This is a genomic window from Nostoc sp. JL34 (assembly GCF_017114945.1).
GTDB lineage: Bacteria > Cyanobacteriota > Cyanobacteriia > Cyanobacteriales > Nostocaceae > Nostoc.
On record NZ_JABXKQ010000025.1, the window covers coordinates 1 to 14,121 of the forward strand.

Genomic DNA, 14,121 nt, shown 5'->3' on the forward strand with positions numbered 1-14,121 from the left:
TGTTAAGCATACCGCCAGCGTTCATCCTGAGCCAGGATCAAACTCTCCGTTTTGTTGTGTTTCGAGTTTGTGGCTCTGAAAAAAATATTTTCCAGAATCCTAGTTACAATTTCGATTATCTTTTTGGGAAATCCCAAAACTAAAATCTTATGACGAGGATTGGTTTTTTCTTAAGCTTTCAAAGTATTATGTTTTTTAGGTTCAGCGGTCGTTTGCGTCTTTCGCTTCCCGACTTAACTAGAGTAACTAGTCATCCCCTAGTTTGTCAAGGGGGAAATTTATTTTTTTTCATAAAAGGTCAAATCGCTTGACTGACATTACTTTCAGGTGAATTTCTTCAGCAACCAGAGGGAGGCGAGAACAAAGTGGCTAAACCTGACCGTGTGAATAATGTAGGTTGCCTGTCTTTAAATAGGATCTGATGTAAGTTGAGTGATTATCTAAAAAGGCAGGATGATAGTATTGCTAGAGGGATTTATCTTGAATCCTCATGCCTGAACTAACTATATAAGAGCAGAATTGTTATGGAGCTTGTGGTTTAAGACTCCTATTCTACTAAGAGTGATCCCCACCCCTGCATTTCTGGGGCGTTCGGAATGGAAGATAGGCGTTACAGTGAGTCTAGCGCTGTAGAGGGGCTTCAAAATTTATAATGAATTTTTGAGAAAAAGCTAAAAACTAGACTAGGCAATAAATACAGATGATCCGACCGCGCAAGGTCTTTGCTCAACATTGGCTCAAAAGTGAAAAGGCGCTCAACGCAATTATAAAAGCAGCAGAGTGTATGGAAAGTGATCGCTCTGCCAACGCCAAAGGCGATCGCATACTGGAAATTGGCCCCGGAACCGGGATTCTAACTCGTCGTTTATTACCCTTAGTACAATCTCTGATTGCAGTTGAAATAGACCGCGACTTATGCCAACTGTTGTCAAAGCAGCTTGGTAAGACTGAAAATTTTTTACTGCTGCAAGGCGATTTTCTCACTCTAGATTTACCATCTTATCTGTCAGCCTTTCCCAATTTCCACAAGCCAAATAAGGTAGTAGCCAATATTCCCTACAACATTACAGGGCCAATCATTGAGAAACTACTGGGTACGATTGCTAACCCTAACCCCGAACCATTTGACTCTATAGTGTTGCTGGTACAAAAAGAAGTAGCAGAAAGGTTATATGCTAAACCAGGATCAAAGACCTTTGGGGCATTGAGTGTGCGGGTACAGTATTTGGCTGAATGTGAGTTAATCTGCACAGTCCCAGCGGCTGCATTCCAACCACCGCCAAAAGTCGATTCAGCAGTGGTGCGATTACGCCCCCGAAAAATAGAAATATCCGCACTTAATCCCCGACAGTTAGAGAATTTTTTAAAGTTGGGGTTTGGTGCCAAGCGCAAAATGTTACGAAATAATTTGCAATCAGTTATGGAACGCGATCGCTTGAGCCACTTACTGGAACAATTAAAAATAAATCCCCAAGCCAGAGCCGAAGACCTCAGCGTTCAGCAATGGGTAATTCTAGCAAATGAATTGGGAGTGGAGATTAGGGAGTAGGGGACAAGGCAGATTTTTCCCCATTCCCCATTCCCCATTCCCCATTCCCCATTCCCCAATTCCCAATTCCCTGAAAATGCTTTCCTACAGCCTAATTGCCCCTGCCAAAATCAACTTGTATCTGGAAATCATTGGCGATCGCTCCGATGGCTATCATGAGTTAGCCATGATACTTCAAAGTATTGGACTTGCAGACCAAATTGATGTGCGTTCCATTAACACTGACAATATCCGTGTTCATTGCAACCACCCACAAGTCCCGACAAATAAAAGTAATCTGGCATACCGCGCAGCAGAATTAATGGTGAAGCAATTTCCCGAAGCCTTTGCTAAATATGGAGGTGTGGATATTAACATCAACAAACAGATTCCTGTCGCTGCTGGGTTGGCTGGAGGTTCGACGAATGCAGCAGCTGTTTTGGTGGGAATAGATTTACTGTGGAAATTGGGATTAACTCAGTCAGAATTAGAGGAGTTGGGAGGCAGACTCGGTTCAGATGTACCATTTTGTGTAGCGGGTGGAACTGCGATCGCAACAGGTAGGGGTGAGCAACTTTCTCCCCTGCCGAGTTTAGATAAAATATATATAGTATTGGCGAAATACCGCAGTCTGGAAGTTTCCACACCTTGGGCATACAAAACCTATCGACAGCAGTTTGGTCATTCTTATATTAGAGATAGCGACAACTTGGCAGCACGTGCTAATGCTGTTCATTCAGGAAAAATAGTAAAAGCGATCCTGGATAAAAATACAAGAGAAATTGCCCAAAAACTGCACAATGATTTAGAGCGCGTGGTATTGCCAGCCTATCCCCAAGTCTTGCAGTTGCGAGAAGTGTTTGCAAATCAAGAAGGTGTTTTGGGAGCAATGATGTCTGGTTCTGGGCCAACAGTTTTTGCTCTTGTTGAGTCTCAGAAGCAGGCAGAGCAAGTGAAACTGCAAGTCAGGGAAGCAATTCTTGATGAAGACTTGGAATTGTTTGTGACTCAGACAATTACACATGGTATTCAGGTGGCATCTTCAGTTTAAATAAATCTTTATTGTTAATGGAGTATGAGGAATAAGCTGATGGATGAGCTTTTAAGTTGCATAGTTCAAATCACCAAAAAAATGCAAATACGCAAAGATGCAATTTAAATAACAATGATTATTCCTAATGCTCCAATTCCAAATCTAACATCTAAAATCTAAATATTATGAATGACCAAAATCTAACGCCACAAACAGATGCTAAAGAACAGGTGACAGCGAGTCCGTTACGCTGTTTTACTGGGGCAGTGATTTCTGGAGGAATGGGATATGCCGCGTATTCACTGATGATTGCGATCGCGACAAATTTTGCTAGTAAACCAATCCATTCAATCAATCCATTGGTGGTGAAAATTTCTTCTGCTGTCCGCACTTTGGTTGTTGGTATAGTTGCTTTAGGTAGCGGTATTTTTGGTATAGTGGCAATTGGTTTGTTGGCTTTGGGAGTGCAATTATTAGTGCAGCAATTGACTAAGCAGAAAAGTAGTGAAAACTAGTAATTTGCTTTTAATCAGCAACCTAAAGGCACAAGTTTTTCTAATGCACCATGATTTTTGATGAATTGTAGCTTCGCGCTTCTAGAAGGCTGAAAGAGTTGTTGCTGTTTTCTCCAAGTTTTTGGAGAAAGCCCGTGGTGTTGACGAAATTGCCGAGAGAAATGACAGGTATTTTGATAACCTAGGGCAATAGCAATCTGGTCGATTGTCTGATTAGTATTTCTGAGTAAAGGACGTGCTGCTGCCATCCGGCGCTTGACAATCCAACCGTTCACAGTTTCTCCTGTTTGTTTTGCTACTCGGTTAGTCAAGTAAGCAGGCGAATAACCAACTGCAAGAGCCACATCAGATAAAGTAATTCCTTGGCGATAATTAGCTTCAATAAAGTCGAAAACTGCTTGTAGTTGGGGAACAGATGGAAAAATGGACTCAGAGTTGAACGATGCAGGTAGTAGTTGGGCAACTCGATGAGAGTTAGTAGTATACCAGTACCTCAAGCAAGCTTGCTTCTCTAATCGGACAGCGATTGCTCTAAGCAAATCTTCCATAGAAGAGGGTTTAGTAAGATAATCATCTGCTCCCAACTCCATACCTTTGCGAACATCTGTTTGAGTATTACTACCAGTCAGAAAAATGAAAGGAATAATTGCGGTGTCAGGGTCTTGGCGGAGCCTAGTCAAAACACTGTAACCATCGATATCTGGCATTTGAATATCACAAATCACCAAGTCGGGTAAATGCTCTTGTGCTTGCTGGATACCAGCCAGTCCATCTTCAGCACCGATTGGATCAAAACCTTCAACCTTAAGAACCTCTAAGAAGACATTGCGGGTACCAGCATCATCTTCAATTACAAGAATTTTTTTCGACGATTCGTGTATCATTTTTCCATCACTAGAATTTTTGTGGCAGGGAATGATGATCAAATCTTATGCCGAGTGCTCTGTAAAAAAAACTATAAGTATTGAGTTGAAAATGGCTATTTATTAACAACTCAGAACACTGCTATCAGGAAACTAGTAAATTTCAATTCAACTTCTGGTTGTAGCATCGATTTAGAGTTAGATTGAACTAAGGTATAATCGCCAGATAGAGATATCCCTGATCACTCGGTTAAATCAGTTGGCACTATAGCCGTTAATGAGTTGCTAATCACAACTTTCTAAAAATCTGATGAACCTATTGACTACTTCTAAATAATTGGAATTAGAAAGTATCAGAAACTATTTATGATTTTAAATATGATATTAGCAATAAAAGGTCAGATTTTTATATTGATAATATAAAGAAATTATTTGTAAACATTTAAGCATAGATAATCCGCAAACATGATTTATCACGCTTCGATAGAAAAGTTGAAGACCAAAAATGACAGATACTGTCTATCAATAGTGTTTGCTATTAATTACAAATTATTTGTTATCAATCTAAAAGTGTTAAGCAATCAACAGAAGATCCATAAGTCAAAATTTATCACCCATAATAAAATTATTTTGTAAATTTTAATTTAGATGATTTTGTCCCAAGAGTTATAGCTTTAATAAGTAAATTATTGCTCATTAATTTAATTGATCTTAAATTTGCTCTCTTAGGCATCTAACAACATGATCACACACCTTGTCATCTGTCACAAGGAATACATTTTTTTTAGTATTTATGTGCAGATGATTTCTGATTCTCCCAAAAGAAATAGAAATTACTAAGTATTTATGTATTAATGAATACTGTTTAATAGGAATTTATGGGTACTTGCACTTGCTGAAAGGTCTAATTAGAGGACAGCACAGTAGAAGTCCAATAAAACACATCTCATTACTATATAAAACTTGCTAATATCCATATTTCCTTCCCAAAATCCAAGTTGGTTTTACACTAATGAAAATAAATAAGATTTCAAAAGCGAAAAAATAGACACATCTATCAAAAAATTGTTCATATACTACTTTGCCAAAGATTGAGTAAGCTTAACGAAGAAGCTGCTTCTGCAATACGGTTTATTTGTTAGAGCGGGTTTAACAAGATATTTATCATGCTAGTTAGACCCGCCCCTACTTTTAATATGAATTTGCAATGTTTATTCACTTTATCTAAGTTTAGCCAAGTACTAGCTTGTGATCCTATTATTTTAGATATGGACAACGCTATTGAAAAAAATTCATAACCCGATTTATTGGAATCTAATATAAAACACTTCTAATAGATAATCAATTTTAACTCTATCAGGATAAGTTAGTTAAGAAGCTAGTACGAGTGTAGGTAAAAAAGATAGATTATTTGTGGGATTGGATAAATTTTAATAAACTCAGATCAGGGAAATGAGACAAACCCTGTCAAATACAAACCAGTTTTAATTTACACAAAAGAGTGGATGCTATGACTCAAAACATCACTGGTTATCAAACAGAAATAGGTAGGAAAATTAATAATGAACAAATTGAACAAATCCTGAAAGCAATTATTGCCGGCAAATATTCCTGGGCATGTGTTTTAATCCTACGCTTTGCTGGCTACAATCCTATAGACTACATACCCTACCGCACCTATATTCGACTGCTCAAAAATAACTGTTTAGTTGAAAACTCAAAACAAAATAAAACTGATAATGAGGCTGTAGAAGCATTAAACCTCAAATCAACCTGGCTTCATCTCTGAAAATAGAAATAATTAAGACAGCATAATTACTACAAAGGAATGTCAGCAATTGAGGCTATTTTAAGGCAATTTATCACAAAAATCCTTAAGGAAAGGATGAAGACTGAAAGCTTTAAATGTGCGGTTATTCACAGCTTCCTATTTGTTAAAGGCGTTTTCACAAAAATCCATTGAGAGGAATATCTGTAAGGTAGCCTGAAATTTCATAATTCATACTTTTTTGGTCACCCCATCCTTAGCATATGACTTACCCAGTTACTACCCCTAGTACTTATTTGCAACCCACTCTCAAAGAGATTATATGGCAGAAAAAACATGAAGTAGCACAAATCCAGCAAGAGATGTCTTTAGCTTCTTTGCAACGCCAATTAACTGCTGCGCCAACCGTGCGAGATTTTATCTCCGCTTTGCAACAGAGTCATTACCGACCTTGCATCATTGCAGAGGTGAAGAAAGCATCCCTAATTCACGGAATTATTAAAGCAGACTTTGACCCAGTAGCGATCGCCAAAGCTTATGAGCGTGGTGGTGCAACTTGTATATCTGTCTTTACCGATCATAAATTCTTTCATGGCAGCTTTGAGAGTTTACGCACCATCCGGTATCGTGTAGCATTACCCCTACTGTGCAAGGAATTCATTTTAGACCCCTGCCAAATTTATTTAGCACGAGCAGCAGGCGCAGATGCGGTGCTACTGATTGCAGCCATTCTTTCAGACAAGGAACTGCAAAACTTTTTGCGAGTTATTCACTATTTGGGAATGAATGCTTTGGTAGAAGTCCATAATTTGGCAGAACTAGACCGAGTGCTAAAGCTTGATGATGTGCGCTTAATAGGAATTAACAACCAGCGTCTAGAAGATTTTAGCGTCAATCTTGGCACAACTGGGCAACTACTGGCGGCTAGGCGATCGCAACTACAAAGCTTGGGCATTATTGTCGTTAGTGAGTCTGGCTTATATACACCCACTGATTTATCCCTTGTAGCTGAAGCTGGGGCACATGCCGTTATACTCGGCGAGTCTCTAGTTAAACAAGAAGATGTACAGCAGACTGTGCGTAATCTGCTCATACCTAGAGCCATTTTAAGATAAATAGACCAGATTGATTAAACCAAAGGTTAATATATCTTCGTTTGTCGCACCTGTGCTTCTTATGGTCAAGCTTTTGGGATTGGTGTAGACGCAAAGTGATGAGAGGATCGTAGTCTTGGCAGTTTCCGTCGTTAGTGAGTCCTCGCTCATCAGGGCTTGTCGTGAGACATCGCTCCTTCAATAGCAGATGTTGTAATTTCGGTGTATAGTATTACTTTTGACTTTAACAGATTTCGGGTTGACAGTTTATAAACTGGCTCAATGTTCGCAATTTTATGCGGAATTGATACCAGCGACACTGAAATTGATAGCAACAACATCATTTATAAGCAAAATTTATGAACACAATCAAGAGATATTTTTTACCCTTGATTTTTGTAACAATGGTTGTCAGCCTCAGCAGTTGTAGTTCTAACCCCACCGCTAGTAAGATTGACAGCGGAACGCCATCTTCTACCACAACACCTACCAATAGCTCATTGTTTCAGACTCCCAGCCAAATTCCTAGCGTAGCTCAGTTGAGAGAAAAATCTCCTAATCAAGAATCTCCTAAAGAAAATACGCCTCCTTCATCAGCTCCTAAAGCTGTCACTAGCAAAACTACTAATGTTACCCTTTTCACAAGTGATGCTCAATGTCAAGAGCTAATTCCAGAAAAGGTTTCAGTCCCAGCCGAAGAACCAGTAACAAATGTAGTGAGTAAAATCTTAGAAAAACGAGATACAAGCGACTTTAGCTTATCTGGGTATCGCGTAAACATCAAAAATGGCATTGCTACAGTTGATTTGCGAATATCTCCTGAGTCAAAGCGGCAAATTGCTTCTCTTTCTAGTTGTGAACAGTTTGCTCTGTTTGGCAGTCTCCGCAAAACCCTAACGAGTAATGCTCAATGGAATATTAAAGAGGTTCGCTTCACGGAGCGAGGTAAGGACATTGTTCTTTAGTTAAATATGGTATTGAGTGGCGCGATCGGCTAGCCAAAAATATTTCCCAATCTAAACAGCCACAAGACTCATGCATCAGCAGTTGCCAAAATAGTGTACGTTCTAGCCAATTGAAAACAGGTGTGAATAGTGGTATAATTGATTTTATACTCAAATTTATGGTAGCAATTTGCGGGTGTAATTCAGTGGTAGAATGTCACCTTCCCATGGTGAACGTCGTGGGTTCGAGTCCCATCGCCCGCTTTGTATATTGTTGTCGATTGCCAATACTTAGATGTCCGTGTTGACAAACTAGTGTCCTTTGAACTGGCGATTGGGGACTCGGTATTGGAGATTGGGAAGATTTGAATGGGGGATTCAGACCCCAACCAAATCTTAAAAGGATTTTTTCCTAAAAACCTAATTTTTCCAACACTGGCTTTGTGGAAACAATGTGGCGTTCTAAACCCAGTTCTTTTGGACTAACCCCAAGTGCCAAAGCAATCAACTGGGGTAAATGCAACACTGGTAAACCTAGCTTCTGTTCAATCACCTTTTCTACCTCTGGCTGACGCGAATCTAAATTTAAGTGACACAGAGGACAAGGCGTAACTATACAGTCAGCGCCAGATGCTAAAGCGTCCTGAATATGCATCCCCGCCATCTTAAAAGATTGGGTAGTGGCATAACTAGAAAGCGGCCAACCACAACATTGTGTCCGACCTCGGTAATAAATTGGTGTTGCACCCACTGCTCGAAACATATTTTCCATCGCTTCCGGTTGGAAGGGGTCGTCATAAGGCATAGATTTTTGGGCGCGGAGGAGATAACAGCCATAAAAAGCCGCACATTTTAATCCAGTTAACTTCCGGGTGACACGTTTGGTAATTTCCTCTAAACCGTAATCTGTTACTAAAGCGTAAAGAAGATGTTTAACGTCAGTACTGCCCCGATAAGGCGAACAGCCTTCTTTATGTAGCAAGCCATTAACCTGTTCAATGTAAACAGGGTTAGAAGTCTTACATTCTTTCAGGTGTTCGTTGACGTGACCGATAACACCTTGACAAGTACTGCAATGGGTAAGTAAGGGCAGATTTAATTCTTCTGCTAGGGCAATATTTCTGGCATTGACTGTATCTTCTAGCAGTTGCGAATCTTCTTTAAATGTGCCTGAACCACAGCAAGCAGCTTTTTTAAGTTCAACTAGTTCAATACCGAGTGCTTGGGTAAGCGCTTGAGTTGACTGGTAAAGTTCCCGACAGGCCCCTTGAGCAACACAACCAGGGAAGTAAGCGTATTTGAGTGTCTGAGGTAGCATAGAAGTATGTTTGGGTTAGAGCGATCGCTCTAAACAATAACTGTTTTATCATTCCTTGTTAGCACCATTCTGATGTTTGATGTTTAGCTACCCTTTAAGCCTCTAGGTTGAAGGGTCGCAGCATCTACATATTCTTAATTGCTAGCAAGGCTGTAAATACTGGTCGAGACATTGTAAAAAATTTTAGCAATAATTGGAAAATCAAAGCATTTACACGGTATCGGCGATGGCGTAGCACGCTCCACTGCTCAAGTGTTTCCAGAAAATTTACCCCATTTATTTTAGGAATGGCAGAGGTTTTCTAGCAGAAAAACCCTTGGAAGTATGCGGGCGATCGCGCTTGACGATAAGATGTATATGCTCAAAACAATGTCTCCTCTAAAGAGCAGATAGTAGCAAGTGGTTAAGGACTTTTATTTATGAGCCAAGCGGAACTTTTTGAAAAGGTCAAGAAAATCGTCATCGAACAACTTAGTGTTGATCCCCCAGATAAAGTCACACCACAAGCCAAGTTTATGGAAGACCTGGGAGCAGATTCTCTCGATACCGTTGAGTTGGTGATGGCTTTGGAAGAAGAATTTGATATCGAAATTCCTGACGAAGCTGCCGAGCAGATTACATCCGTTCAAGATGCAGTAGATTACATCAATAACAAAGTTACCGCCTCAGCTTAACTGGGGATTGGAATTGGGGATTGGGATTGGGGAGATTTTTCTCTAATATCTAGCCACCCTTCGCGTGACGGTGCTAATGTCGCTAATGCTGACGTTAACGACAGTCACTTGAAGTCAGCAAATCCGATGCCAGTCGTTCGTAAAGGAAACCTTTAAGACCGCGCTGGCTCACCAGTACCTAGTCGCTAGCCTCAAATTTTTTGCCTGCTGCTTTTTCGCCATTTTTAACTGAATCATGACAGATCATACACGTAAACGCGTTGTTGTAACTGGTGTTGGCGCGATTACACCTATAGGTAACACAGCAACAGAATATTGGAATGGATTATTGAGTGGACGCAATGGCATTGACTACATCACATTATTTGATGCGTCTCGCCATGATTGCCGGATTGCTGGTGAGGTGAAAAACTTCGATCCGCATGATTACTTGGAGCGCAAAGAAGCCAAGCGCATGGATCGATTTTCCCAATTTGGGGTTGCAGCAGCAAAACAGGCTCTATCTAACGCGGAGTTAGTGATCAATGACCTGAATGCAGAACAGGTAGGTGTCATGATCGGTTCTGGCGTTGGTGGCATTAAGGTATTAGAAGACCAGCAAACTATCTACCTCAACCGTGGCCCCGATCGCTGTAGTCCATTCATGATTCCGATGATGATCGCCAATATGGCCGCAGGATTAACGGCAATTCACACAGGTGCTAAAGGGCCAAATTCTTGTCCTGTAACTGCCTGCGCCGCTGGTTCCAACGCCATTGGAGATGCTTTTCGCTTAATTCAAGGGGGATATGCCCAAGCGATGATTTGCGGGGGAACGGAGTCAGCTGTCACACCATTGTCGATAGCTGGGTTCGCCGCCTGCAAGGCACTCTCGTTTAACAATGATGACCCGGCTCATGCTTGCCGTCCCTTTGACCGCGATCGCAACGGATTTGTTTTGGGTGAAGGTTCAGGAATTTTAATTCTCGAAGAACTGCAACACGCCATTAGTCGCGGCGCTCACATTTATGCCGAAATGATCGGCTATGGCATGACCTGTGACGCTTACCATATCACCTCCCCCGTACCCGGTGGACTCGGAGCCGCTAGAGCGATCGAACTAGCGCTTAAAGATGCTGGCATAACTCCCGAACAAATTAGCTATATTAACGCCCACGGCACTAGCACCCCGGCTAATGATTCAACTGAAACCTCAGCAATCAAAAAAGCCTTGGGAGAACACGCCTATAAGGTGGCAATTAGCTCCACCAAATCGATGACAGGTCATTTATTGGGCGGTTCTGGAGGTATTGAAGCAGTGGCAACAGTACTGGCGATCGCAAATGACCAAATTCCACCAACAATCAATCTAGAAAATCCCGATCCAGAGTGTGACTTAGATTATGTACCTCACTCTAGCCGCGCTCAAAAAGTCGAGGTGGCAATATCCAATTCTTTTGGATTTGGCGGTCATAATGTCACACTGGCCTTTAAGAAATACGTTTAAAAGAAGTTAGGAGGCAGATCGCTTTTAGCGTCTCCCCTTGGGAGAAGGCACGAGACAGGAGTCAGAATTCAGTAGTTTAATCCGACCTACTCGTTTGCCCAATGCCCAATGCCCCATGCCCCATGCCCCATGCCCAAAGTATCAGAAATATCATTCCGATATAAAGTAAGCGTTCAGCATGACCCAATTATCAGCTTGATTTATCACCAGAAACTCAGGAGATCCCGCTTGTCCATCGACAAGCGGGAGTGGGATGATGAGGATAATGTGGGGAATCTAAAATAACCCCAGCAAGAGAAGCTCCGAAGAGTGCTAACCCGTCGTTAAAAACAAGAGATTATGACTGTTGCAACCCAATCCGCCAAAGAACTGTCCGTCGAAGAACTGGCTATTAACTCGATCCGCTTCTTGGCTATTGATGCCGTAGAAAAAGCAAAATCGGGACACCCAGGATTACCAATGGGTGCGGCTCCGATGGCTTTTGTCCTCTGGGATCGCTTTTTGAAGTTTAATCCCAAGAATCCCAAATGGTTTAATCGCGATCGCTTTGTCTTATCTGCCGGTCATGGCTCGATGTTGCAGTACGCCCTGCTTTACTTGACAGGCTACGACAGTGTAAGCATTGAAGATATCAAGCAATTCCGTCAATGGGAATCTAAAACCCCTGGACACCCCGAAAACTTCATGACCCCAGGCGTGGAAGTCACCACTGGCCCCTTGGGTCAAGGAATTGCCAATGGAGTCGGTTTAGCGATCGCCGAAGCGCACCTTGCCGCTAAATTTAACAAACCCGATACCAAGATTGTTGACCATTACACCTACGTAATATTAGGTGACGGTTGCAACATGGAAGGAATTTCCGGTGAAGCTTGTTCTTTTGCAGGACACTTGGGATTAGGCAAACTCATCGCTCTGTACGACGACAACCACATTTCGATCGACGGTTCCACAGATGTGGCATTCACCGAAGATGTTTCCAAGCGCTTTGAATCTTACGGTTGGCACGTCCAACACGTCGAGGACGGCAACACTGACTTAGAAGCGATCGCCAAAGCAATTGAAGCAGCCAAAGCTGTCACCGATAAGCCTTCTTTCATCAAAGTCACAACGATTATTGGTTACGGTTCCCCCAACAAAGCAAACACTGCTGGTGTTCACGGTGCTGCCCTTGGTGGAGACGAAATTGCCTTGACTCGGAAGAATTTGGGTTGGGAATACGAGCCTTTCGTAGTCCCAGAAGACGCCCTCAACCACACCCGCAAAGCTGTTGAGCGCGGTGCAGGTTACGAAAGCGACTGGAACAAAACCTTTGCCGACTACAAAGCTAAATATGCCCAAGAAGCAGCTGAATTTGAACGTTACTTAAGCAGCAAACTACCGGATGGTTGGGACAAGGTACTACCCACCTACACCCCCGAAGACAAAGGATTGCCCACCCGTAAACACTCAGAAAATTGCCTCAACAAACTGGCGGCAGTTTTACCTGAATTGATTGGTGGTTCAGCTGACTTAACCCACTCGAACTTGACCGAAATTAAGGGCAAGGGCGATTTCCAAAAAGGGCACTACGAAAACCCCAATATCCACTTTGGTGTGCGGGAACATGCTATGGGCGCAATCTGTAATGGTATAGCGCTGCACACTTCAGGATTAATTCCCTACGGTGCTACCTTTTTAATCTTTACAGATTATATGCGTGCTGCCATCCGCTTATCCGCCCTTTCCCAAGCTGGCGCGATTTGGGTGATGACCCACGATTCCATTGGACAAGGTGAAGATGGCCCCACGCACCAACCCATTGAAACTCTTGCTTCCTTGCGAGCCATTCCTAATTTAACGGTGTTTCGTCCCGCAGATGGTAACGAAACCTCTGGCGCTTATAAAGTAGCGATCGAGAAAGCGAAGGAAAATGCTCCCTCTCTGTTGGCGTTCACCCGTCAAAACGTCCCCAACTTGGCAGGTACATCGATTGAGGGCGTAGCCAAGGGTGGATACACCGTGGTAGATAGCCAAGGTACACCTGATATCATCCTAATTGGTACTGGTTCAGAACTCAGCCTCGCCGTTGGTGCAGCCGAAAAACTCACAGAAGAAGGCAAGAAAGTCCGTGTTGTCTCGCTACCTTCATGGGATCTGTTTGAAGCACAGGATGCGGCTTATAAAGAGTCCGTTTTGCCGAAAGCTGTCACCAAGCGTTTGTCTGTAGAAGCTGGCAGCAGTTTCGGTTGGCACAAATACGTGGGTACTGAAGGCGATTGCGTTAGTATTGATCGCTTTGGTGCTTCGGCTCCAGGCAATGTTTGTCTAGAGAAGTTTGGCTTTAGCGTTGATAATGTATTAGCTAAAGCTAAACAATTGTTGGGTTAATAGCAACAGAATATTCTCAAAATTGTGTGGGGTGGGCATCTTGCCCGCCTTTTTTTTAACGCAGAGGATGAGTAAGGCTATAAATTAATTGCTCAGAGGTAAATATCAGCTAATATCTGTGACTAAACGCGGACATTATCCTATTGAAGCAATGGGTGTAGAGTTGGGAATTTGCCAAGGCCGCTATCAGAATCTAGAATTACCCTGGTAGGATAATCAGGGTAATTTACTATAAACAGGATGGGAGCGATCGCAGCAAGCAGAAATACGATCACAACCCTTGACTGCTAACTAAGAGAATTAAATATTAACCCCGACAAGTTAGTTTAATTATTTTGGCAACTATCTTTAGGTAGATAGGGTAAACACTACGCTATTTCTCATCAGAAATCACTTGCTAGGAATGAAAAACCTATACTGCATACTTCATTTCTTTTGTCAATATGTAATCCCTAGCATTACCTAATAAATTAGTCAGGCCTTCTCTGGACTGAATCTATATTCATGCTTTCAGTAGATGCAGTTATGACT

General features: G+C 42.0%; 11 protein-coding genes and 1 tRNA gene. 10 read left to right on the top strand and 2 right to left on the bottom strand.

Annotated features, from left to right (window positions below):
- Window positions 1-700: 700 nt before the first annotated feature.
- The 3 genes from rsmA to HWQ44_RS04120 all read left to right on the top strand — a co-directional run bounded on the left by rsmA (window position 701) and on the right by HWQ44_RS04120 (window position 3,076).
- Window positions 701-1,549, top strand: a complete 849-nt coding sequence (rsmA, locus tag HWQ44_RS04110; protein WP_292715217.1) for a 16S rRNA (adenine(1518)-N(6)/adenine(1519)-N(6))-dimethyltransferase RsmA — start codon at window positions 701-703, stop codon at window positions 1,547-1,549.
- 76 nt (window positions 1,550-1,625) lie between these two features.
- Window positions 1,626-2,579, top strand: coding sequence for a 4-(cytidine 5'-diphospho)-2-C-methyl-D-erythritol kinase (gene ispE, locus HWQ44_RS04115; protein ID WP_292715244.1), 954 nt, complete (start codon window positions 1,626-1,628; stop codon window positions 2,577-2,579).
- A 167-nt stretch (window positions 2,580-2,746) separates the two neighbouring features.
- Window positions 2,747-3,076, top strand: a complete 330-nt coding sequence (locus HWQ44_RS04120) for a DUF3082 domain-containing protein (protein ID WP_292715220.1) — start codon at window positions 2,747-2,749, stop codon at window positions 3,074-3,076.
- 14 nt (window positions 3,077-3,090) lie between these two features.
- Here HWQ44_RS04120 and HWQ44_RS04125 read toward each other — a convergent pair whose 3' ends face one another.
- Window positions 3,091-3,960: a response regulator gene (locus HWQ44_RS04125; RefSeq protein ID WP_292715223.1), complete on the bottom strand. Its 870-nt coding sequence runs from the start codon at window positions 3,958-3,960 to the stop codon at window positions 3,091-3,093.
- Window positions 3,961-5,449: 1,489 nt separating this feature from the next.
- Here HWQ44_RS04125 and HWQ44_RS04130 point away from each other — a divergent pair.
- The 4 genes from HWQ44_RS04130 to HWQ44_RS04145 all read left to right on the top strand — a co-directional run bounded on the left by HWQ44_RS04130 (window position 5,450) and on the right by HWQ44_RS04145 (window position 8,009).
- Entirely contained in the window at window positions 5,450-5,728 is a 279-nt protein-coding gene (locus HWQ44_RS04130; RefSeq protein ID WP_292715226.1) for a HetP family heterocyst commitment protein, read from the top strand.
- 242 nt (window positions 5,729-5,970) lie between these two features.
- Complete coding sequence (gene trpC / locus HWQ44_RS04135; protein ID WP_292715228.1) at window positions 5,971-6,822, top strand: indole-3-glycerol phosphate synthase TrpC; 852 nt, start codon at window positions 5,971-5,973, stop codon at window positions 6,820-6,822.
- A gap of 338 nt (window positions 6,823-7,160) precedes the next feature.
- Window positions 7,161-7,766, top strand: a complete 606-nt coding sequence (locus HWQ44_RS04140) for a GerMN domain-containing protein (RefSeq protein ID WP_292715231.1) — start codon at window positions 7,161-7,163, stop codon at window positions 7,764-7,766.
- Between the two features lie 171 nt (window positions 7,767-7,937).
- Window positions 7,938-8,009 (top strand) — tRNA-Gly (locus HWQ44_RS04145).
- A 148-nt stretch (window positions 8,010-8,157) separates the two neighbouring features.
- Here HWQ44_RS04145 and HWQ44_RS04150 read toward each other — a convergent pair.
- Entirely contained in the window at window positions 8,158-9,063 is a 906-nt protein-coding gene (locus HWQ44_RS04150; protein ID WP_292715233.1) for a CoB--CoM heterodisulfide reductase iron-sulfur subunit B family protein, read from the bottom strand.
- Between the two features lie 419 nt (window positions 9,064-9,482).
- On the opposite strand from HWQ44_RS04150, the gene acpP reads away from it, so the two are divergent.
- The 3 genes from acpP (at window position 9,483) to tkt (ending at window position 13,590) form a co-directional block, all read left to right on the top strand.
- Window positions 9,483-9,737 carry an acyl carrier protein gene (gene acpP, locus HWQ44_RS04155; RefSeq protein WP_094349173.1) on the top strand — a complete coding sequence of 85 codons (255 nt, stop codon included), beginning with the start codon at window positions 9,483-9,485 and terminating at the stop codon, window positions 9,735-9,737.
- Window positions 9,738-9,972: 235 nt separating this feature from the next.
- Window positions 9,973-11,223 (top strand): beta-ketoacyl-ACP synthase II, encoded by a 1,251-nt coding sequence (gene fabF, locus HWQ44_RS04160; RefSeq protein WP_292715238.1) that lies wholly within the window; start codon window positions 9,973-9,975, stop codon window positions 11,221-11,223.
- Between the two features lie 339 nt (window positions 11,224-11,562).
- Window positions 11,563-13,590, top strand: a complete 2,028-nt coding sequence (gene tkt, locus HWQ44_RS04165) for a transketolase (RefSeq protein WP_292715241.1) — start codon at window positions 11,563-11,565, stop codon at window positions 13,588-13,590.
- Window positions 13,591-14,121: the final 531 nt, after the last annotated feature.